Origin of the sequence: Brevundimonas sp., assembly GCF_013823285.1 — a bacterium.
GTDB lineage: Bacteria > Pseudomonadota > Alphaproteobacteria > Caulobacterales > Caulobacteraceae > Brevundimonas.
Map to the genome: position 1 here is coordinate 16,806 of NZ_PNLV01000014.1, position 20,122 is coordinate 36,927.

Below are 20,122 nucleotides of genomic sequence, written 5' to 3' on the forward strand. Positions count from 1 at the left end.
TAGGCGGACAGTCGCGGCCTGTCACCCGCTATCACCAGGCCCGCGTGTCCGACACCAGCGCCCAGACCGGCAGGTGCAAATGCCGCGTGGCCACGGCCAGCTGGACCGAATCCAGATGGGCCCGGCCCGCCTCGACCCGCCGCATCTCCTCGGGCGGGATATGCAGCGCCAGCGCCATGGCCTCCAGATCCACGCCGCGCTGATCGCGCCAGCGTCTCAGCCGGGCGCCGATGGCCGCGTCGGCCGGATCGGCCCCGGGAAATCCCAGGACGGAGCCCATGGTCGAACCTCCCTGCGGTTCTTCTTATTGTTGGGAGGCATCCTGATCCCATTCAAAGGCCGGATCAATCCAGTCGCCGATGCGCCCGCCGGGATGGGCCAGGCCATGGATGCGGGCCATCTCATCGGCGGTCAGTTCGAAGTCGAAGATGTCCAGATTCTCGGCCGCCCGCTTTTCGCTGGCGGTCTTGGGAATGGCGATCACCCCCTGCTGGATGATCCAGCGCAGGGTGACCTGTCCCGGCGTCTTGCCGTGGGCCTTGCCGATTTCAGCGATGACCGCGTCGTCGGCGATCTTGCCCTGGGCCAGCGGCGACCAGGCGGTGATGGACGATCCCAGCGCGCGCGCGGTCTCGATCAGGGTCTTCTGGGACAGATAGGGGTGGTACTCGACCTGGTTGGTGACCAGCGGCGCCTCGGACAGGGCGGCGGCCTCGCGGAACAGGGCTGAGGGGAAGTTGGACAGGCCGATATTCTTCGCAAACCCGCGCGTTCGAGCGTCGTTCAGGGCCTTGATGGTCTCTTCCAGCGCCGGTTCGGGCTTGGGCCAGTGCAGCAGCAGCAGATCCGGGACCTGGCCCAGGCGGCCGGCGCTTTCCTCGGCCTGACGCTGCAGGTCGCCGTTGCGGAAATTGGTCACCCAGATCTTGGTGGTCAGAAAGACGTCGTCCCGGGCCACCCCCGAATCGCCGATGCCCTGACCCACGCCCTCCTCGTTCTTGTAGATATAGGCCGTATCCACGTGGCGGTAGCCGATGCGCAGGGCCTCGGCCACCATGCGCCGGGCGTCCGCCTGCTCCAGCTGATAGGTGCCGAAGCCCAGGGCGGGAATTTCGATGTCGGCGGTCTTGACGGTCTGCATAGGCGGTTCTCCGGCTCAGCGCTCTCAAGAGCTAGGAGGCCGTGAGGGGCGACGAAAGAGCCACGCTCTGGATTCATTCCCCCAGGACGGGTAATTCACCGCTTCGGAACGGTCCTGCACGCCTGAGCGCTTTACAAGCGCCCGATCGGACGCCAAGAGACTTTCCGACACGCTTTTTTATGTTCGCCCGCGACCCTCTCCCCTGATCGCGCGGGCCCGACTGGAGACACTGCGTATGGCGGCCAAACTCAAGCACCAGGGCGGCAAGGTCGAAGAGCTGAACTCGGACATGAACGTGACCCCGTTCGTGGACGTCATGCTCGTGCTGCTGATCATCTTCATGGTTGCCGCGCCCCTGGCGACGGTGTCCATCCGCCTGGACCTGCCGCCGGCCTCGCCGCCGCCTCCGGGCGAGGAACAGGAAGAGCCGGTGTTCATCTCCATCCAGGACGACACCTCGATCTACGTCGTGGATGAGCAAACCACCCTCGAAAATCTGATCCCGGCCCTGGAAGCCGCCCTGGCCGTGCCGAACCCGCGCGAAGAGCGCGTGTTCGTCCGCGCCAACGCGGAGGTGACGTACGAGCGCTTCATGGAAGTCATGAACATGCTTCAGGCCAACGCCTACTATAAGGTCGGCCTGCTGAATGAAGACATCACCTGAGTCAGGCTCAGGCTGAAACGAAAAGGGCCGCGTCGCGAGACGCGGCCCTTTTCATTTGGCGCCGGAACCGTGGTTCAGTTCTTCGACGCGGTCTGGCGACGAAGACGCTCCAGCCTCGCATGCTGGGCTTCGGTCAGGCATCGGGGCGTCGCCCAGCGCTCGCCGGCCGCCGCGGCGGCCAGGGCTTCCTCGGCTGTCACAAAAATCGGCGCGGCGCCGTATTCCCGCTCGAAAGAACGGCGCGTGGCTTCATCAGTCGCGCAGACATAGGCCGCGCGATCGACCCGCGCTTCGGCGCGTGGCGTCTGAGCCTGCTGCTGTGCAGCGGCGACACAAGGCACTGAAAAAACGGCGACAACTGCCGCAAGAAGGGGCATGGGCGTGCGCATGGGCATCTCCTCCAATCCCGAAATCAGTCCGGGTTCAGAGCAGACTGCGCCGTTTCACAGCGCTGTAAAGATACCGCGTCGTGAATGTTTTATGACGGTCTGTAATATTCTTTGTGAATTTTAGCCCGGCCAATTGGTCCGATTAGCTAACGCCGAGAGCGGGGCCAAAAGCCAGGATCGTGGCCAGGGCGCCAAACGCCACGGCCACCGCCGCGCCCGCCACGAAGGCGACGGCCGTGCGGGCCCGGCGCCGTCGCAGGCCGCCCGGCCTGACCTTTCGGACATAGACGAAGGGCGCCTTTTCGAAGGCTTCGGATCCGACAATGTTGTGCTGGGACATGAACGCGCTCCCCTTGAGTACAAATCCCGAGGTCGGGACCCGGGCACTCAAGACGGGTGGATACGTCCATTTGATGGCGAACACCGATCACCAACCCCTTGCGCCATCAAGGGTTTGTGTTTGTCAGCCGCAAAAGACCAGCCGTCCGCTGTAGGCCCGGTAATAGCCGCTGGCAGGGTCGTAGGAACGATAGTTCGCGCGGCACCAGTCGATGCGACGGGGATCGCGTCCACCTGAGTACCCCTGTCCCGCGCCCGGATAAACCAGATCCGGCCGCCCGTAGGCGCCCGACCAGACATGGGCCCCGCCCACCGCAGAGGCGTAGCGCTCATAGTCATGGCGTTGCGTGTAACCGCGCCCCCGCGCGTAGCCGTAGTGCCCATGGTTTTGACCGCGATAGCTCCGGTTGTCAGAGTAGCGGGGTCGCTGATCCCGCCAGCGCTCGTGGCAGTCGGTGCGGTTGGCGTCCCAGTAGGCGTCGCAGCGGTAATCGCCCGGCCGATCCCGCTGATTCCACCAAGACGGCGCACGCCAGCCGTGATCGTTGCCCCGGTTATAATGGCCGTAATGGGCCGACTGCGCCTCGACCGGACTGGACGAAAGAAGCGCCAAGCCTGCGCCTGACACGGCGAGAAACATGGTTAACGGCGAAAGACGCAACATGACGAGCCTCCTCTCACCGCCATCGCGGCGCTTGTTGCCTTAGTCCAGAGTGACGCTGACGGCGCCGCGCGAGCCGGTCTCAACCCGCCGCATCAACACCACGGGCTCGCCTGAGCCCTGGCGCACCGGGGCGATGATGAACCAGCCGCCCTGCGGCAGGTCGTCGAAACGGAAGCGCCCCTGGGCGTCACAGGTCGTGTCGCGCACATAGCCGCGATAGTCGGCGCTCGCCTCCCCCACGCTGCGAGCGCGGACTTCCGAGGCGGGCAAGGCGGCGCGGTCGAGCGATCCATAGAGATTCAGGAAGCGGTGGCGGGTGTAGGGCGTCTCGGGCGTCAGGCCCACCGATCCGGCGCAGGCGTATCCAGGTCCATAGGCCGTACGGCCTTCGATGACCGCATTTCCGGCTTGTGAGGACCAGGCGAAATCCGCCGCGCTGAAGCTTGTCGACAGGCCGCCGTTTGCGGCGACCGGGCCAGGCGCTGGCATCGGCGCGCAGGCGGCCAGGGCGGCGGCGCCCAGAGCCGAAACGGCGGCGATCCTGACGAAACTGGCGGCTTGCATGGGGTAATCCTCTCGTGACGCGCGACTCTCAGATGGCTTAACACATACATCACGGTCAAGGTTGCGGAGCCTTGTCGAAGAAGGCCGCGACAATGCTTTTCGCCGCGCTCCGAAACCGATAAGCCTCGCCTCGCGGCAGGTCGCCGCCAACGAGAAAACTCAGGAATGCCAATGGCCGTCACCATCGACGACATCCGGGCCGCGCAGCAGCGCATCGCCGGTCAGGTGGACCGCACCCCCGTCCGCCATTCGCGCCGTCTGTCGCAACTGACGGGCGCTGAGGTCTGGGTGAAATACGACAATCTGCACTTCACCGGCTCGTTCAAGGAGCGCGGCGCCCTGAACCGGCTGCTGCAGCTGACCGCGGACGAGCGCAAGCGCGGCGTCGTCGCCGCCTCCGCGGGCAATCACGCCCAGGCCCTGGCCTATCACGGCGGTCGTCTCGGCGTGCCGGTGACGATCGTCATGCCCCACGGGACCCCGTTCGTGAAGGCGGACGGCACGCGCGCCCACGGGGCCACCGTGGTGATCGAGGGCGACGACTTCTCTGGCTCCACACTCCACGCCAGACAACTGGTGGAGGACGAGGGCTATGTCTTCATCTCGGCCTTCGATGACGAGGGAATCGTCGCCGGACAGGGGGTCTGCGCCCTGGAGTTTCTCGAGGACGCACCGGACCTGGACGCCATCGTCATTCCCATCGGCGGGGGCGGTCTGATCGCCGGATGCGCCATCGCCGCCAAGGCCGTCAAACCGGACATCGAGATCATCGGGGTCGAGGCGGCCATGTATCCGTCCTTCTCAGCCCGCCGTAAGGGCGAGACCGCCAAATGCGGCGGCCAGACCATCGCCGAGGGCATCGCCATCAAGGCGGTGGGCGACATCACCTTCGCCCTGGCCGACCCGCTGGTGGACGATGTGCTGGTGGTGGACGAGGAAGATTTCGAGAAGGCCGTGGCCTTCTACGTCACCCTCGAAAAGACCGTGGCCGAGGGCGCGGGCGCCGGCGGTCTGGCGGCCATGCTGCGCTACCCGGAGCGCTTCAAGGGAAAGAAGGTCGGGCTGGTCCTGTGCGGCGGCAACATCGACGCCCGCATGCTGGCGGTGGTGCTGAACCGGGAAATGGTGCGCGAGAAGCGTCTGGTGGTGTACCGCATCCTCGGCGACGACCGGCCGGGCATGCTGTCCAAGATGAGCGCCGTGATCGGCGGGGCCGGCGGCAACATCATCGATGTGGTGCACAACCGGCTGGCGCTGGACGTGCCGGCCAAGGGTGCGGAGTTCGACATCATGGTGGAGACGCGCGACGCCCACCATGCGGATGTGATCAGGAAGGGACTTGAGGATGCCGGCTATGCGCTTCGGATGGGTTAGCGCGGTCGCGGCCGCCGTTCTTCTGGCGGCGTGCGGCAGGAGCGACAGCGCCTCGGGCGACGACGACGCCCGCGTGGCCGAGGCCGCCGCCTTCATGGCCCGGAACGCCGACGCCGATGGTGTGATCACCCTGGAGTCCGGCCTTCAGTACAAGGTGCTGACCGCCGCGCCGGACGGCGCGCCCGGCCCGGACGGCAACGATCTGGTGCGGGTGCACTACGAGGGCTCCCTGATCGACGGCACGGTGTTCGACAGCTCGTTCGAGCGCGGCAGCCCCTATGTCACCACACCCGAGCAGGTGGTGCCCGGCTGGACCGAGGCCCTGCAGCGCATGAGGGTCGGCGACGAATGGCTGCTCTATGTGCCGCCCGAACTGGGATACGGCGCGCGGCGGGCCGGCCAGATACCGCCCCATTCGGTGCTGGTGTTCCGGCTCCAGCTGCTGGACATGGCGGCGGCGCCGGGCGGCGGCGGATCCGGTCGAGGCTGACGGCTAGGCTGAAAATCCAAGGGCCCTGCGCCACGCTTCAATGCGCGCCAGCTTGTTGTTGAACGGCGCCCAGTCGTCGCGATCAGCGATGGCGGCCCAGAGGGCCTCCACCTCGTCGATCAGCATCTCCTCCGGCTCCTCGGCTCGGAAGACCGGATGCTCAAGCCGCTCGGGCCGGTCGGGCTCGTGTTCGAACAAGGCGAAGCGGAAGGCGTCGAAGGCCTCGCCCTGATACAGCTTGGTGCGCGGGCCGCGCAGAGCACGCTCGGACGACGCAAAGCCGGCGAACCAGTCGAAGAACAGCGGCTCCCACCGCATGGCCTCGCCGCCCTCGCGCAGCAGGGCCAGAGTCGCATCCACCAGCCGCTGGTCCGCCGCCTCGCCCAGGCTCTTCACGCCCAGCCGCATCAGGAAGGCCGCGCGCAGGTGCCGGATGTAGGCCGGGCCGAAACCGTTGAGGGCGTCGGTCAGGGGCTCCGCGTCCGCCACAAGCCGCAAGGCCCCGCCCAGCTGGGTCAGGTTCCAGAACACCGCCTCGGGCTGGCGCGCGAAGGCGTACAGGCCTGTCTGGTCGAAATAGGCGGCGGTGAAGCCGGGCTCGTAATGGGGCAGGAACCGCCACGGGCCATAGTCGAAGCTCTCGCCCGTCACGTTCAGATTGTCGGTGTTCAGCACCCCGTGCACGAAGCCCGCGGCGATCCAGCGGGCGGTCAGCTTCGCCGACGCCTCCACCACGGCGGCCAGGAGGCCCGCCGCGTCGCCCTCGGCTGCGTGCGGGTGATAGTGGGTCCGCACGTGCTCGATCAAAATCTCGATCTGGTCGCGCCGCTCCAGATACGCCGCCCGCTGAAACGCGCCGAAGCGCACATGGCTGTGGCCCAGCCGCACCAGCACCGCCGAGCGGGTGGGCGACGGTTCGTCGTGGCGGGTCAGCGCCTCGCCGGTCTCGATCAAGCTGAACGGGCGGCTTGTGGGCACGCCCAGCGCCTCCAGCATCAGCGGCGCCAGCACCTCGCGCACCCCGCCCTTGAGGGTCAGCCGTCCGTCCGCCCCGCGGGACCATGGCGTCTGGCCCGACCCCTTGGTGCCCAGATCCAGCAGGCGCTCGGTCCCGGCCTCCAGCATCTGGGCCGCCAGAAAGCCCCGTCCGTCGCCAAGATCAGGATTGTAGGTGCGGAATTGATGGCCGTGATAGCGCATGGCCACCGGACCGGGCTGGGCGGGAAGAGGCTGGAAACGGGCGAACGCGTCGCTCCATTCCGCCTCCGTCAGGCCGTCCAGCCCCACTGTCATGGCCGCACGATTGTTGCGGAAACGCGTTATGTGCCGGGGGAAGTCGGCCGGTTCAACGGCGTCGCCGAACTCGTCTCCCAGTTGAAAGAACGCGGGCCGGGGGCGGTAGTCGTCCAGAACGGGCATGGAGGCTAGGTGCGCGCACAGGGGGTGCGGCGCAAGGCTCCGTCATGAGGATCGGCCTGTCCAGGCGGAGGTCAAGCCCCCCGGAGCGGCCATTCCGGGGCGATGTGCAGACTGGCGGCGGGGCGTGAAGAGGAGCACCGGGCGCGGGCGGCAGCAGGGGAAAGTCCGGAAACCCTTGCCAATATTGACGTTGCGTAACGATTTTCTGTCACTTTCGCGTCACACCGGCAGGTTTCAGGGCGGAAATGGGGCGCAGGTTATTGTCGCGATTCAGACCTTGGACTAGTCGTTGACTGACGAACCCCGTTTTCCACGAAGAAGCGGGGTCGCAGGGACACAGGAAACGCCGCGGCGTCCACACCGGATGCCGGGCCTCAAGAGCCGGGGGTTGCTCCATGCGCTTCAATAAACTTCTCACTACGTCCGCTTCAGCCATCGTCCTGACGGCCGTCGCCGCCACCGGCGCCGCCGCCCAGGAGGTGACCTCCGTCGACGAGATCATCGTCACCGCCCAGAAGCGGGAGCAGAGCCTGCAGGACGTGCCGATCGTGGTCACGTCCCTGTCGCAGCAGGTGCTTGAGGACGCTGGCGTTCGTGACATCAAGGACATGCAGATCCTGACGCCGGGCCTGACCGTCACCTCGACCACCTCCGAGACCATCACCACCGCCCGCATCCGCGGCGTCGGCACCGTGGGTGACAACCCCGGGCTGGAAAGCTCGGTCGGCGTGGTCATCGACGGCGTCTACCGCCCCCGCAACGGCGTCGGCTTCGGCGATCTGGGCGAAATGTCCCGCATCGAGGTGCTGAAGGGCCCGCAGGGCACCCTGTTCGGCAAGAACACCTCCGCCGGCGTCATCAACATCATCACCGAGGCGCCGTCGTTCCAGCCGGGCTTCGAAGGCGAAGTCACAGGCGGCAATTTCGGAGCCTGGGGCGTTTCCGCCTCCGCCACCGGGCCGCTGAGCGAAAACATCGCCGGACGCCTGTACGTGGCCGCGCGCCAGCGCGACGGTTTCTATGACGTGGACACCGGCGACGGCCCGCGCACCATGACCGAAGACCAGACGCAGGACTTCTGGACCGCGCGCGGTCAACTGCTGATCCTGCCCAGCGACCTGGCCTCGATCCGCCTCATCGCGGACTATTCGAAACGCGAAGAGTTCTGCTGCGTCGCCTCGCAGATCCGCGTCGGGCCGACCTTCGGCTTCATCAACGCCCTGTCCAACGGCCAGGGTCAGGCCGCTCCGGTGACGGGCGGCAGCTTCGGGCCGGCGCCGGGCTATGACTTCGTGCCCTATTCGCGGACGGCCTATTCCAACCGCGACACCGGTCAGGAAATCGAGGACTACGGCTTCTCGGCCGAGGTCAACGCCGACATCGAATCCTGGAACGCCACAGTGACCTCCGTGACCGCGTGGCGGTCGTGGGAATCGGTCAATGGCATGGATGTCGATTTCACCGGCGCGGACCTGATCTACCGCAACCAGGACGGCAATTTCGGCTTCGGCATCGACACCCTCAGCCAGGAACTGCGCCTGGCCGGATCGACCGCCAATTTCGACTGGTTGATCGGCGGCTTCTACGCCCGTGAAAACCTGTCGCGCGATGACAGCTATTTCCTGGGCGCGGACTACAATCCGTACCTGTCGTTCCTGTTCACGGCCACGGTGCCGGCCGCCCTGGGCGGCCCCAACCCGGGCCGTATCCAGTGCTTCACCGATCCCACCGGCTTCAACCCGCTGTGCGCCGCCGGTCTTGCCCCGCCGAACCCGCTGGCGCCGACCCAGATCGTCGGCCAGGGCGTGGACGACCACTACTCGCAGACGTCCGAAACCTTCGCCATCTTCACCAACAACACCTGGCGGGTGACGGACGCTTTCGAACTGACCCTGGGCCTGCGCTGGACCCAGGACGAGAAGGACCTGCAAGTCCAGCAGGACAACATCAACGGCAACGGCGCGGCCTGCCTGGGCGCCCTGGCCAACCAGGGTTCCGCCTCGCCGACCCCGACGTCGGCGCTCGGCGCGCTCTGCCTGCCCTGGTCCAACCCGTTCTACGACAACCGCGCGGTCACCGAGAACTTCACCGAGGACGCCTTCAGCGGCACGTTCAAGGCCGCCTACCGCCTGAACGACAGCCTCATGATCTACGGATCGTATGCGCGCGGCTACAAGGGCGCGGGCTACAACCTGGATCGCGTCCAGACCGGCGTCATCCCGGACGCCTCGCTCTACTTCCCGGCCGAAACCGTGGACAGCTGGGAGCTGGGCTTCAAGTCGACCCTGTTCAACCGCTCGCTGCTGTTCAACGCCACCCTGTTCGACCAGACCTTCGAGGACTTCCAGCTCAACACCTTCCTGGGCACCGCCTTCGTGGTGGAGTCCATTCCCGAGCTGAACTCGACCGGCGTCGACATGGACATGCTGTGGTTCACCCCGGTGGAAGGCCTGACCCTGAATGGCGGCCTGACCTATACCGACACCACCTACGGCAACTTCACGGCTGCGGACCTCATCAACCCCTCGCGCTTCGGGCCGCTCAGCCTGCTGCCGGGCGCCCAGATGTCGTTCGCCCCGGAATGGTCCGTGACCGGCGGCATGAGCTACGAACGCTCGCTGGGCAACGGCCTGATGGGCCGCTTCAATCTGTCGGCCAAGTACAGCTCGGAATACAATACCGGTTCGGACCTTCTGCCGGCCAAGATGCAGGACGCCTTCACCCTGGTGAACGGCCGCATCGGCTTCGGCGCCGAGGACCGCAGCTGGATGCTGGAAGTCTGGGGTCAGAACCTGACCGACGAGGAGTACTATCAGGTGGTGTTCAACGCGCCGCTGCAGGGGACGGCCTTCGCCAGCATCCCCTACAATGCGGCCACCGACACCCAGACCTACAACGCCTTCCTGGGCGCGCCCAGGACGTGGGGCGTGACGCTCCGGGTGCGCTACTGATCCCACCCCCGTCTAACGGGTCCAGGCCGGCCGGGAGAGCGATCTCCCGGCCGGTTTTCTTTTGGCGCTCAAAGCAAAGGGGACGGCTGACGCCGTCCCCTTCGACCTTCCAGAACCCCTGGCCGGATCAGCGCAGCGCGGCGCTGTCCAGGCTCAGTTGGTCCAGCGGAATGACCTCCACGTCCGGATAGGCGGCGCGCAGGTCGTCGATGAACAGCGAGGCGTCGCCGACGATGACCAGGCTGATCCCGTCCACCGCCAGAGCCCGGCCGGCGGCCGCCTGGACGTCTTCCGGCGTGACCGCGTTCACCCGGCCCGCGTAATCCGCCAGATCGCTCATGGGCAAGTCATAGAGCGCCAGGTTGGCGACCCAGCTGCCCAGCCCGTCGACAGTCTCGAGCGAGCGGCCGAAACCGCCCACCAGGGTGGCCTGACGGGGACCGAGCTCGGCTTCCGACGCCGGTTCGGCCGACAGACGGGTCAGTTCGGCCAGGATCAGACCGACGACCTCGACGGCGTTCTCGTTGGGCGTCTGGGTCGAGGCGGTGAACACGCCCTGATCCGCCCGCGCGCCCAGGGAGGCGCCTGCGCCGTAGGACAGGCCGCGCTTGATCCGGATCTCCTGATTGAGGCGTGAGGAGTAGCCCCCACCCAGCAGGTTCGCGCCCACCAGCAGCGGGTAATAGTCGGCGTCGTCCCGCGCCACGCTGCGGCGGGCGGCGACCACCGCCGCCTGTCCGGCGCCGGGCTGATCGATCACCACGACCCGGGGCGCGAGCGTGGCGCCTGCGGCGTCATCGACCGTCGACGCCGGCGCCGACGGCTCGGTCCAGCCGCCGAAGGCCTGCTCGGCCAGGGCCCAGGCGGCCATGGGCGTAATGTCGCCTGAGAAGACCAGGGTCGCGGTGGAGGGGCGCCAGTTGGCCGCGTGGAAGGCAGCCAGATCGTCGCGCGTGATGGCGGGCACGGTGGTCAGGGTGCCCGATCCCGGCGCCCCATAGGGCGCATCGCCGTAGATCACCCGGCCCGTCGCTTGGGAGGCGATGGAGCCCGGCTGGCTCAGCGCCACGCGCAGTCCGTCCATGGCCTGACTCTGCTGGCGCTCCAGCTCCTCGGCGGCGAAGGCCGGATCCCGCACCAGCTCGGCCATCAGAGCCAGGGTCTGGCCGAACACGTCGGCCGGGGCGTTGGCGTAGACATTGGTGAAGTCCACGCCCGCGCCCGCGCCGATGGAGGCGCCCAGTTGTTCAATCTGGGTCGCGATTTCCGGCGCCGACAGACGCGACGTGCCCTGGTTGATCATGGAGGCGGTCAGGGCCGCCACGCCGGCGCGGCCGTGCGGATCATCGGCGGTCCCCGCGTCGAAGCTGAGACGGGCGGAAATCAGGGGCAGACCGGTGGTGGGCGCCACCAGCACGCGCACGCCGTTGGCGAGGGTGCGCTCGCTGATCTGCGGGGTGACGGGCTCAAGCGGCGCGCCCGGCTCGGGGATGGGCACGCGTTCGGCCTCGGGGGCCAGGGTGACCCGCTCGCCCGCCGGCGCCAGATCATCCAGGGTCACCGGGGCCGTCACGTTCAGCACCTGTTCGCTGGGCGGATTGACGTCATCGGCGTTCAGATAGCGTACGGTGATGGTGCGCTCGGGCGTCAGATAGCGGCGGGCCACGCGCTGGATGTCTGCTGCGGTGACGGCCTGGATTGCAGCGATCTCGTTGTCGGCCGTGGCCGGATCGCCGGTCATGATCAGGGACCAGCCCAGGGCCGAGGCGCGCTGGTCCGTGGTTTCCCGCTCGCGCAGCGCGCCGGCCACCAGTTCATTCTTGGCCTCGGTCAGCTCGGCGTCGGTGATGGGCTCGTCACGAAACCGCGCGATCTCGGCCTGGATGGCCGCGATGCCCTGATCCGGCGTCGCGTCCCCGGCCATCAGCGAATAGGCGGCCAGATAGCCAGCCTGTTGGGCGAAGTCGGGCATGGAGGAGGCCTGGGCGGCGATCTGCTGCTCATAAACCAACGAGCGGTACATGCGCGAGGACTCGCCGGTGGACAGGACGCCGTCCAGCACGGTCAGGGCCGCCCGGTCCGGATGACCGTAGGCGACCGTTGGCCACGACAGCACCACCGCCGGCAGCGGCACGTTGGGGGCGTAGAAAGTCGCCTCGCGCGGACCGGTGATGTCCGGCTCGGCCACCTCGTTGGCGGGCATGGGCCGGTCCGGACGCTCAAGCGGGGCGAAATACTGGTCGATCCAGCCGTCCAGCTGAGCCTGATCGAAATTGCCGGCCACGATCAGGATGGCGTTGTCCGGCCGATAATAGGTTTCATGGAAGCGCAGCACGTCGTCCAGGGTCGCGGCGTCCAGATCCTCGATGGAGCCGATGCCGGGGCGGCGATACGGATGCTCCTGATAGATCATCTGGGGCATGAACAGGCCAAACAGCCGGCCGTAGGGCGAGGCCAGGATGCGCTGGCGATACTCGTTCTTGACCACGTCCCGCTCTGAGATAAACGTGTCCTCGTCCACCACCAGCGACCCAAGGCGCTCGGCCTCGGCGAACAGGATGCGCTCCAGATGATTGGCGGGCACCACCTCGTGGTAGGCCGTCACGTCGTCGGCGGTGAAGGCGTTGTTGTAGCCGCCCACGTCCTCCGTCAGCCGGTCGAGCGTCTCCTCCGGCATGTTCCGGGTGGCCTTGAACAGCAGGTGTTCGAACAGGTGCGCGAAGCCCGAGCGTCCCTGCGGGTCGTCCTTTGAGCCGACCCGGTACCAGACCTGGACCGCCACATTCGACGTGTTGCGGTCCTGGGCCGTGTAGACTTCCATGCCGTTCTCCAGCACCCGGCGCTGGAAGCCCAGCGGCGGCACCTCGACGCCGGCCGGCGCCTGGGCGGACACGGCCCGGGCGGACGCGGGGACCGTGTCGAATGCGACAGCGGGCAGCGCCGCCCCCATCAGAAGCGCCGTGGCGGCGGCGGTGACGATCAGACGGCGTTTGAACATGCGGATTTCCTTCAGCCCCTTCGAAGGATCTCACCTTAGGCGCGCACCGCAGCGACCGCACCTTACCGACCTGTAATCATCCCACCGGCGCCGGCTCGTCCTGGAGCGGCGCGTGATGGCGGCGCTGGAAGCGTTCGATCAGATGGGCGGCCAGCCACAGGGCCATGGCCCACGCGGCGCCGAGACTCCATCCGGCGAAGACGTCCGTGGCCCAGTGGGCGCCCAGATAGACGCGGCTGAGGCCCACCAGCATGGCGATGATCAGCGCCATGGCCATGACCCAGACCTTCAGGCGATTGCCAGGCAGCACGCGGGCCAGCATCACCCCCACGGTCAGATAGAACACCGTCGACAACAGGGCGTGGCCGGACGGGAAGCTGGCGTTGAGGGTGTCCACCGCCTGATATTCCGCGGGCGGCCGTTCGCGCTCGAATATGCCCTTGAAGCCCTCGCTGAGGGCCACGCCGCCCGCCAGGCCGATGACCAGCATCAGGGCCGACAGGCGCTTTCTCTGGATCACCAGGAACCCGATCACCGCAACCGCGAACAGCCCCAGCACCGATATGCCGCCCAGGGAGGTGACGTCGGCCATGGCCTCCTCCAGCCACCAGGGCCCCCAGGCGTGACCCGGATCGGCGTGGGGCCGCAGGGCGCGCAGCACCATGGCGTCGAAGGCGCGTCCGTCCGCCTCCGTCATGTCGTCGGCGATCTCGATGAAGGTCAGCACCCCGACCGCCCCCACGAACAGGGCGGTCAGCAACGCCAGTTCGCTGCGCGCCAGCGTCAGCAGGCGCCCGGCCAGGCGGTTGAATTCGGAGCGGTCGAGGGGAGGAAAGGCGCGCATGATGATCCCGGAACGGTCAAGCTCGGGACGCTGTTCCGTGGTTTTTATTGCGCTGTCCCTCGCGTCGCGTGAGCTGGCGGCCTGAACGCCCGTCTCACGGTTTCGTGAAGTGTTTCTTCGATCACTTTTTTCGAACTGTCACATCGCGTTTCCGGGGAATTTCCACAGGCTGCGGGAACCGCTCCACCGATTCGACGGACAAAGCCCCGGTCAAGTGCTTTACGGGGCGTTAGGGATGTGCGCCCATACATCTAGGCGAGCGGGGTGCTTCGAACACCAGATTTAGTGTCTGGACGCGGAGCAAGGTTCAATAACCGATTAGTTCAGGGCTTAGACGAATATGGCTGGTGGTGAAGCGTTGAAGGCGGATTTCGAACCCAAGGTGAAGATGGCCGAGGTGATCAGCCTGGGCGCTGACCGGCCCGCGCTGAGCGTGGTTCAGGGCATCCAGCTGGACCGCTCGCGCGACGCGCTTCTGACCGATTTCGGCAAGAAGACGCTGGAAGACCGCTATCTGCTGCCGGGCGAGTCCTATCAGGACATGTTCGCCCGCGTCGCCACGGCCTACGCCGACGACGCCGAGCACGCCCAGCGCGTCTACGATTACATGTCCAGGCTGTGGTTCATGCCGGCCACCCCGGTGCTGTCCAACGGCGGCGCCGACCGCGGCCTGCCCATCAGCTGTTTCCTGAACGCCGTGGGTGACTCGCTCGACGGCATCCAGTCGGTCTGGAACGAGAACGTCGCCCTGGCCTCCAACGGCGGCGGCATCGGCACCTACTGGGGCGGCGTCCGCTCCATCGGCGAGAAGGTCAAGGGCCAGGGCCAGACCTCGGGCATCATCCCCTTCATCCGCGTCATGGACTCCCTGACGCTGGCCATCAGCCAGGGCAGCCTGCGGCGCGGCTCGGCGGCGGTCTATCTGGACGTGCACCATCCGGAGATCGAGGAGTTCCTCGAGATCCGCAAACCCTCAGGCGACTTCAACCGCAAGTCCCTGAACCTGCACCACGGCATCAACATCACCGACGCCTTCATGGAGGCGGTGCGTGACGGCAAGACCTTCGACCTGCTCTCGCCCAAGAACGGCGAAGTCATCAAGACGGTGGACGCCCGTAACCTGTGGCAGAAGATCCTGGAGATCCGCCTGCAGACCGGCGAGCCCTACCTGATCTTCTCGGACACCGTGAACAAGGCCATGCCGCGCCACCAGCAGGAGCTGGGTCTGAAGGTGAAGCAGTCCAACCTGTGCAGCGAGATCATGCTGCACACCGGCGCCGACCATCTGGGCATCGACCGCACCGCCGTGTGCTGCCTGTCCTCGGTCAACGCCGAGACCTTCCTGGAATGGCGCGAGGAGCCCCGGTTCATCGAGGACCTGATGCGGTTCCTGGACAATGTGCTGGAGGACTTCATCCGCCGCGCCCCGCCGGAAATGAAGGCGGCGGTCTATTCGGCCAGACGCGAGCGTTCGGTGGGTCTGGGCCTGATGGGCTTCCACTCGTTCCTGCAGGCCCAGGGCGTGGCGTTCGAATCCGCCATGGCCAAGTCCTGGAACATGCGCCTGTTCAAGCACCTGCGCCGCGAGGCCGACAAGGCCAGCCGCGTGCTGGCCGAGGAGAAGGGGCCCTGCGAGGACGCGGCCGAGCGCGGCGTCATGGAGCGGTTCAGCCACAAGCTGGCCATCGCCCCCACCGCCTCCATCTCGATCATCTGCGGCGGCACCTCGGCGGGCATCGAGCCGATCCCGGCCAACATCTACACCCACAAGACCCTGTCGGGCTCCTTCGCGGTCAAGAACCCCTATCTGGAGGAGGTTCTGGAGGCCAAGGGCCTGAATACCGACGCGGTGTGGAATTCGATCCTGGAAGAGGAAGGCTCGGTCCAGCACCTGGACGGCCTGACCGAAGACGAGAAGGCCATCTTCAAGACCGCCTTCGAGCTGGACCAGCGCTGGGTGGTGGAACTGGCCGCCGACCGCACGCCGGAGATCTGCCAGGCCCAGTCGGTGAACCTGTTCATCCCCGGCGACGTGGACAAGTGGGACCTGCACATGCTGCACTGGCGCGCCTGGGAGCAGGGCATGAAGTCCCTGTACTACCTGCGCTCCAAGTCGGTTCAGCGCGCCGCCTTCGCCGGCTCCGCGGACAAGGCCGAGGTCGAGGTGGACCCCAATCAGCCCGACCTGTTCGCCGCCGCCCGCACCGACTACGACGAGTGCCTGGCCTGCCAGTAGGCGCGAGGTAATCCCCCTGTCTTGAACCCGGCCTATCCTCCCCGAGGGCCGGGATCGGAACGCCAGCGCTTTCAGGACGTTGCTCTGTGAGGAACGTGATGGGCGAATTGGGATGACAGGGGCGGCTATCGCCGTCAGTCTGCCTTTATCGTTGGCGGTAGGGAGGCCGTTGATGAAAACTGGAGGCGCCATTCTCTGTGGACTTGGCGCGGTGGTGATGACCACCGCTACGCCTGCGGTTTGCCAGACATGGGCTGGTGTTCAGGCCCACAGCGTCCCCAACGCCTGGAGCGTTGACTCCTTCCAGACTGATTTCACCGAAACCGCCGAATTCACAACCTCGGACAGCGGCCTGGGCGGCGCCTTCCGTCTGTCGGACCGGAACTTCACGCCGGGCCGCGGCGAGGTCGTCACGGAAGCCTGGCGCGACACGCCGGCCGGCGCCGTCGAGCGTTTGCGGCTCAGCCGCTCGGGCGACTGGGTGCGCGCCGACGGCGCCGCCCTGGCCTTCAATCCGCGCGACGGCGCCGTTCTGGAGGACGAGGCCTATCGCCTCAGCTACACCCGCGGCTGGCCCACGCGCAGCTATGACGCCGAGACCGGTCTTCAGGTGGAGGTGATCCCCCACGCCGGGTTCGGGGTCGGCAACGAGGGCGGCACGGCCGAGGCGGGGGCCACCATCCGCGTCGGATCCGGTCTGGAGCGGCTGGTCCCTGACGGCGACATCGCCTTCGATGATGATCAGGGCCGCTGGTATGTGTTCGCCGCCGGATCGCGACGGGCGGTGGGCTACAATTTCGCCCGCACGCGGGAAGGTGACTTCATCCGCTCCGGGATGAGCCACGACTCCGGCTCCTTCATCGGCGACGCCCAGGTGGGCGTGGCCTGGCGGCGCGGCGACATGCAGACCTCATTCGGCTACGTCTATCGCAAGCACAAGGTGCGCGAACTGGCCGGCCGGGACTTCGAGCGCGAACGCAGTGAAGGCGTTCTGGCTTTCCAGCTGTCCATCCGGCCCGACTGGTAGGCTTCAGCGCGCGCCCACCGCATCCTGCACCGAACGGAACCCGTCCGCCTGCAGCCGGTCCGCCAGATCACGGCGGATCCGCATGACCAGACCTGGCCCTTCATAAATCAGCGCGGAATAGATCTGCACCGCCGCAGCGCCCGCCCGGATGCGCGCATAGGCGTCCGCCCCCGACGCAATGCCTCCCACCCCGATGAGCGCCAGACGCCCCTGCGACGCGGCATACGCCCAGCGCAGCGCCGTCAGGGCCTTGTCCTTCAGCGGCGCGCCCGACAGCCCGCCGCTCTCCCCGGCGTGCGCCGAGCGCAGGCTGTCGGGCCGGTCCAGAGTCGTGTTGGACACGATCAGCCCGTCCAGGCCATGGGCGGCGCAAGCCTCGACGATCATGGCGACCTCGGCCTCCGTCAGGTCCGGCGCGATCTTCAGAAACAGCGGCTCGGAACCGCGCGCCTCGGCCAGCCGCCCCAGAAGATCGTCCAGCGCCGCCCGCCCCTGCAGGTTGCGCAGCCCCGGCGTGTTGGGCGACGACACATTGACGGTGAAATAGTCCGCCAGCCCGCGCAGCCGGACCAGTCCGGTCACATAGTCCGCCGCCTTGTCCTCGGTGTCCTTGTTGGCGCCCAGATTCGCGCCGATCACCGCCGTTGCCGGTCGACGCGAGAGATTGCGCGCGAACGCATCCAGTCCCGCATTATTGAACCCCATGCGGTTGATGACGGCCCGGTCCTGCGACAGGCGGAACAGGCGCGGCTTGGGATTGCCGGGCTGGGGCTGCGGCGTCACCGAGCCGCACTCCACAAAGCCGAACCCCGCCCGCGCCAGGCCGTGCAGCGCCTCGCCGTTCTTGTCGAACCCGGCCGCCAGACCAACCGGGTTCGGCAGATCCAGCCCGGCCACGCGCGTGGCCAGCACCGCATCGCGGGGATCATGGCGCCCGCCCAGCCCCGCTTTCAGCGCCGACAGCGCCATCCCGTGCGCCAGCTCCGGGTCCAGCTGCCGCAGCGCTGCGGCGCCGAAATCATTCACCAGAGTCATGGTTCGATCCTCAACCGGCCGTCCGGGTCCACCGACGCCGGCCGCGCGGCCATGACCCATTCAGCGCGCAGGTCGCCGTAGATGTGCGGAAACAGGTCCCCGCCCCGTGAAGGCTCCCAGCGGATCAGGGCCTTCAGCGGCGGATGGTCGGCGTCCAGGGTCAGGATCATCAGCCCGTCCTGCCCCGCATAATACTTGCGCGCCGTCTCATGCAGCTGCGCATCGGTGGACAGGTGGATGAAGCCGTCGGCCCGGTCCACGTCCGACCCCGCGTACACGCCCGCCGCCTCGGCGAGCGCCCATTCGGAGGCGGTCAGGATCTTGTACGCGGGCGTCACGACCGCTTCGCCTCATCCGGCAGCAGAATGCCGTCATAGGTGCAGCGTCCCGCCGCATCCACCTGGAACACGGCGGCGGTGGCGGGCGCGAATCCGGTGCGGACCCGGTCCAGGATCTGGTCCGAGGCGCCGCCGTCGCTGAGCAGTTCGAAGGCCAGCTGATGGATGCCCGGATTGTGGGCGATCAGGATCAGGGTTTCGCACCGGTTCTCCGCGCTCTCGACCTGGCCGCGCAGGAAGCGGGCGTCAGCGTTGTAGAGCGCAGGATCGACCTCCAGCCAGGACGGCTCAGGGTCCAGAATGAGTCCTTCGGCCACGCCGGTCCAGGTCTCGCGCGTGCGTCGGGCCGCCGAAATCATGGCCAGATCCGGCCTGACGCCGCGCGCCTTCAAGGCCTGGCCTATACGAAGGGCTTCGGCGCGCCCTGCGGGGCTGAGCGCGCGTTCCCGGTCGCCGCCGGCGGGGGCTGCGCCCACGGCCTGGGCATGACGCATGAGAATGAGCTGACGCATGGGGCCGATTTAGGCGGGTTCGCCGCCGCCGTCCAACCGCCGCGCGCCGCGCGCGGCCGGACGGGACGCCAGAACGCCCTTCGCCAGGGCCGCCTCCACCGGAACGGCCGCGCCGCCGCTCACCTTCCGGGGCGCATAGGTGCGGCGGGAGGCCTCCACCAGGATCAGGCCGCAGGCGGCCGGGAACAGCATCCGCCCCGCCTGCTCAAATCCGTCAGCCATGCCCAGCAGCAGCTTCCAGGGCGGCACATAAAGGGTCTGGGACCAGGCCAGGGGCTCCAGCTGCACCTCGCGCAAGAGGTGCTCCACCTGTCCCCGGCTGAAAGGCCGGCCGTGGCCGAAAGGCGTCGATTCCGAACGGGCCCACAGGCCGCCCCGGGACGCCACGGCCAGGATGATGCGTCCGGCCGGCGCCATGACCCGCACCGCCTCGGCCATGAGCGCCTGGGCGTGATCGGCTTCTTCGAGGGCGTGCATCATCAGAACCCGGTCGAAGGTTCCCGCGGCGAAGGGCAGGCCCCGATCCTCCACCAGCAGGGTCCGGTTGCGGCCGACCGAAGGCCAGCGCTCGGCCCCCTGCCCGCCCGGCATGGCCGCCACGACCCGGCGCGCGCCCACGAAGGCGCCCAGCCAGGGCGTGCAATAGCCGATGCCCAGCACGTCGCAGTTCGCAGCCTCCCCCCAGGCGTCCTCAAGACGGCGCGCCACCAGGCGGCGGGCCAGGACACCCGCAGGCTCGCCATAGAAGGCTTTCAGATCATCGACGCTGCGGCGCATGGCTGCACTATAGGCTCCAACGCCTGATGGCTGCTAGAGTCGGTCAATGCCCCTGGAAATCCGACAGTTCCCCTGCCTGTCCGACAATTACGGTTATCTGCTCCGCGACCGCGCCACGGGATGCGTCGCCGCCGTGGACGCGCCGGACGGCGCGGCCGTCCTTGCCGAGCTGGCCGGCTCAGGCTGGCGACGGCTGGACCTGATCCTGAACACCCACTGGCATCCCGACCACACCCAGGGCGTCGAAGCCGTAAAGGACCAAACCGGGTGCAAGGTGGTCGGGCCGGAAGAGTCCACGCGCGTCATCGCCCTGGACCGGGTGCTGGCGGACGCAGACGAGGTGGAGCTTGGCGAGACCGT

General features: G+C 67.5%; 20 protein-coding genes. 7 read left to right on the forward strand and 13 right to left on the reverse strand.

Annotation, left to right across the window (positions count from 1 at the left end):
- Positions 1–31 precede the first annotated feature (31 nt).
- Positions 32–280 carry a helix-turn-helix domain-containing protein gene (locus tag C0461_RS03650; RefSeq protein WP_292104031.1) on the reverse strand — a complete coding sequence of 83 codons (249 nt, stop codon included), beginning with the start codon at positions 278–280 and terminating at the stop codon, positions 32–34.
- Between the two features lie 24 nt (positions 281–304).
- Positions 305–1,141 carry an aldo/keto reductase gene (locus C0461_RS03655; RefSeq protein WP_292104033.1) on the reverse strand — a complete coding sequence of 279 codons (837 nt, stop codon included), beginning with the start codon at positions 1,139–1,141 and terminating at the stop codon, positions 305–307.
- Positions 1,142–1,376: 235 nt separating this feature from the next.
- Here C0461_RS03655 and C0461_RS03660 point away from each other — a divergent pair, with 235 nt between their 5' ends.
- Positions 1,377–1,805 (forward strand): biopolymer transporter ExbD, encoded by a 429-nt coding sequence (locus tag C0461_RS03660; RefSeq protein ID WP_292104035.1) that lies wholly within the window; start codon positions 1,377–1,379, stop codon positions 1,803–1,805.
- A gap of 74 nt (positions 1,806–1,879) precedes the next feature.
- Here C0461_RS03660 and C0461_RS03665 read toward each other — a convergent pair whose 3' ends face one another.
- From C0461_RS03665 to C0461_RS03680, 4 genes are all read right to left on the reverse strand, one after another.
- Positions 1,880–2,194: a hypothetical protein gene (locus C0461_RS03665; protein WP_292104037.1), complete on the reverse strand. Its 315-nt coding sequence runs from the start codon at positions 2,192–2,194 to the stop codon at positions 1,880–1,882.
- Between the two features lie 142 nt (positions 2,195–2,336).
- Complete coding sequence (locus C0461_RS03670) at positions 2,337–2,534, reverse strand: hypothetical protein (RefSeq protein ID WP_292104039.1); 198 nt, start codon at positions 2,532–2,534, stop codon at positions 2,337–2,339.
- A 123-nt stretch (positions 2,535–2,657) separates the two neighbouring features.
- Complete coding sequence (locus tag C0461_RS03675) at positions 2,658–3,146, reverse strand: BA14K family protein (RefSeq protein WP_292104041.1); 489 nt, start codon at positions 3,144–3,146, stop codon at positions 2,658–2,660.
- A gap of 90 nt (positions 3,147–3,236) precedes the next feature.
- On the reverse strand, positions 3,237–3,761 hold the full coding sequence (locus C0461_RS03680) for a hypothetical protein (protein WP_292104043.1): 525 nt from the start codon (positions 3,759–3,761) through the stop codon (positions 3,237–3,239).
- Positions 3,762–3,932: 171 nt separating this feature from the next.
- Here C0461_RS03680 and C0461_RS03685 point away from each other — a divergent pair, with 171 nt between their 5' ends.
- The gene (locus C0461_RS03685) at positions 3,933–5,135 is read left to right on the forward strand and encodes a threonine ammonia-lyase (protein ID WP_292104045.1); all 1,203 of its coding nucleotides are present in this window, start codon (positions 3,933–3,935) and stop codon (positions 5,133–5,135) included.
- Entirely contained in the window at positions 5,116–5,625 is a 510-nt protein-coding gene (locus C0461_RS03690) for an FKBP-type peptidyl-prolyl cis-trans isomerase (protein WP_292104048.1), read from the forward strand. The genes C0461_RS03685 and C0461_RS03690 overlap by 20 nt, the downstream gene beginning before the upstream one ends.
- Before the next feature lie 3 nt (positions 5,626–5,628).
- Here the strand turns inward: C0461_RS03690 and C0461_RS03695 are convergent, their stop codons facing one another.
- A complete protein-coding gene (locus C0461_RS03695) occupies positions 5,629–7,044 on the reverse strand; it encodes a protein adenylyltransferase SelO family protein (protein ID WP_292104050.1) in 1,416 nt (471 codons plus the stop codon).
- Positions 7,045–7,439: 395 nt separating this feature from the next.
- Between C0461_RS03695 and C0461_RS03700 the strand changes: the two genes are divergently transcribed.
- Positions 7,440–9,995, forward strand: a complete 2,556-nt coding sequence (locus C0461_RS03700) for a TonB-dependent receptor (protein WP_292104052.1) — start codon at positions 7,440–7,442, stop codon at positions 9,993–9,995.
- 127 nt (positions 9,996–10,122) lie between these two features.
- Here the strand turns inward: C0461_RS03700 and C0461_RS03705 are convergent, their stop codons facing one another.
- Both C0461_RS03705 and C0461_RS03710 read right to left on the reverse strand, forming a co-directional pair.
- Positions 10,123–12,993, reverse strand: a complete 2,871-nt coding sequence (locus tag C0461_RS03705) for a pitrilysin family protein (RefSeq protein WP_292104054.1) — start codon at positions 12,991–12,993, stop codon at positions 10,123–10,125.
- A gap of 76 nt (positions 12,994–13,069) precedes the next feature.
- The gene (locus tag C0461_RS03710; protein ID WP_292104056.1) at positions 13,070–13,837 is read right to left on the reverse strand and encodes a phosphatase PAP2 family protein; all 768 of its coding nucleotides are present in this window, start codon (positions 13,835–13,837) and stop codon (positions 13,070–13,072) included.
- 340 nt (positions 13,838–14,177) lie between these two features.
- Here C0461_RS03710 and C0461_RS03715 point away from each other — a divergent pair, with 340 nt between their 5' ends.
- Positions 14,178–16,073, forward strand: coding sequence for a ribonucleoside-diphosphate reductase subunit alpha (locus C0461_RS03715; protein ID WP_292104058.1), 1,896 nt, complete (start codon positions 14,178–14,180; stop codon positions 16,071–16,073).
- Positions 16,074–16,245: 172 nt separating this feature from the next.
- On the forward strand, positions 16,246–17,100 hold the full coding sequence (locus C0461_RS03720) for a lipid A-modifier LpxR family protein (RefSeq protein WP_292104060.1): 855 nt from the start codon (positions 16,246–16,248) through the stop codon (positions 17,098–17,100).
- A gap of 3 nt (positions 17,101–17,103) precedes the next feature.
- On the opposite strand, the gene C0461_RS03725 is transcribed toward C0461_RS03720, so the two are convergent.
- Genes C0461_RS03725 through C0461_RS03740 form a run of 4 tightly spaced genes read right to left on the reverse strand, consistent with a single transcriptional unit; the run spans position 17,104 to position 19,762 of the window.
- The gene (locus C0461_RS03725; RefSeq protein WP_292104062.1) at positions 17,104–18,135 is read right to left on the reverse strand and encodes a quinone-dependent dihydroorotate dehydrogenase; all 1,032 of its coding nucleotides are present in this window, start codon (positions 18,133–18,135) and stop codon (positions 17,104–17,106) included.
- Positions 18,132–18,473, reverse strand: a complete 342-nt coding sequence (locus C0461_RS03730; RefSeq protein ID WP_292104064.1) for a DUF952 domain-containing protein — start codon at positions 18,471–18,473, stop codon at positions 18,132–18,134. The genes C0461_RS03725 and C0461_RS03730 overlap by 4 nt, the downstream gene beginning before the upstream one ends.
- Positions 18,470–18,985 carry a histidine phosphatase family protein gene (locus C0461_RS03735; protein ID WP_292104066.1) on the reverse strand — a complete coding sequence of 172 codons (516 nt, stop codon included), beginning with the start codon at positions 18,983–18,985 and terminating at the stop codon, positions 18,470–18,472. The genes C0461_RS03730 and C0461_RS03735 overlap by 4 nt, the downstream gene beginning before the upstream one ends.
- Positions 18,986–18,994: 9 nt before the next feature.
- Positions 18,995–19,762 (reverse strand): methyltransferase domain-containing protein, encoded by a 768-nt coding sequence (locus C0461_RS03740; RefSeq protein WP_292104068.1) that lies wholly within the window; start codon positions 19,760–19,762, stop codon positions 18,995–18,997.
- A gap of 46 nt (positions 19,763–19,808) precedes the next feature.
- On the opposite strand from C0461_RS03740, the gene C0461_RS03745 reads away from it, so the two are divergent.
- A partial coding sequence (locus C0461_RS03745; protein WP_292104070.1) for an MBL fold metallo-hydrolase occupies positions 19,809–20,122 on the forward strand: 314 nt, incomplete at its 3' end.

Bases quoted from the DNA above. Each gene is read 5' to 3' on its own strand.
- C0461_RS03725 (WP_292104062.1), bottom strand. From the start codon at position 18,135: ATGACTCTGGTGAATGATTTCGGCGCCGCAGCGCTGCGGCAGCTGGAC.
- C0461_RS03700 (WP_292104052.1), top strand. From the start codon at position 7,440: ATGCGCTTCAATAAACTTCTCACTACGTCCGCTTCAGCCATCGTCCTG.
- C0461_RS03660 (WP_292104035.1), top strand. From the start codon at position 1,377: ATGGCGGCCAAACTCAAGCACCAGGGCGGCAAGGTCGAAGAGCTGAAC.
- C0461_RS03740 (WP_292104068.1), bottom strand. From the start codon at position 19,762: ATGCGCCGCAGCGTCGATGATCTGAAAGCCTTCTATGGCGAGCCTGCG.
- C0461_RS03655 (WP_292104033.1), bottom strand. From the start codon at position 1,141: ATGCAGACCGTCAAGACCGCCGACATCGAAATTCCCGCCCTGGGCTTC.
- C0461_RS03715 (WP_292104058.1), top strand. From the start codon at position 14,178: ATGGCTGGTGGTGAAGCGTTGAAGGCGGATTTCGAACCCAAGGTGAAG.
- C0461_RS03685 (WP_292104045.1), top strand. From the start codon at position 3,933: ATGGCCGTCACCATCGACGACATCCGGGCCGCGCAGCAGCGCATCGCC.
- C0461_RS03650 (WP_292104031.1), bottom strand. From the start codon at position 280: ATGGGCTCCGTCCTGGGATTTCCCGGGGCCGATCCGGCCGACGCGGCC.
- C0461_RS03680 (WP_292104043.1), bottom strand. From the start codon at position 3,761: ATGCAAGCCGCCAGTTTCGTCAGGATCGCCGCCGTTTCGGCTCTGGGC.
- C0461_RS03695 (WP_292104050.1), bottom strand. From the start codon at position 7,044: ATGCCCGTTCTGGACGACTACCGCCCCCGGCCCGCGTTCTTTCAACTG.
- C0461_RS03665 (WP_292104037.1), bottom strand. From the start codon at position 2,194: ATGCGCACGCCCATGCCCCTTCTTGCGGCAGTTGTCGCCGTTTTTTCA.
- C0461_RS03705 (WP_292104054.1), bottom strand. From the start codon at position 12,993: ATGTTCAAACGCCGTCTGATCGTCACCGCCGCCGCCACGGCGCTTCTG.
- C0461_RS03710 (WP_292104056.1), bottom strand. From the start codon at position 13,837: ATGCGCGCCTTTCCTCCCCTCGACCGCTCCGAATTCAACCGCCTGGCC.
- C0461_RS03735 (WP_292104066.1), bottom strand. From the start codon at position 18,985: ATGCGTCAGCTCATTCTCATGCGTCATGCCCAGGCCGTGGGCGCAGCC.
- C0461_RS03720 (WP_292104060.1), top strand. From the start codon at position 16,246: ATGAAAACTGGAGGCGCCATTCTCTGTGGACTTGGCGCGGTGGTGATG.
- C0461_RS03690 (WP_292104048.1), top strand. From the start codon at position 5,116: ATGCGCTTCGGATGGGTTAGCGCGGTCGCGGCCGCCGTTCTTCTGGCG.
- C0461_RS03670 (WP_292104039.1), bottom strand. From the start codon at position 2,534: ATGTCCCAGCACAACATTGTCGGATCCGAAGCCTTCGAAAAGGCGCCC.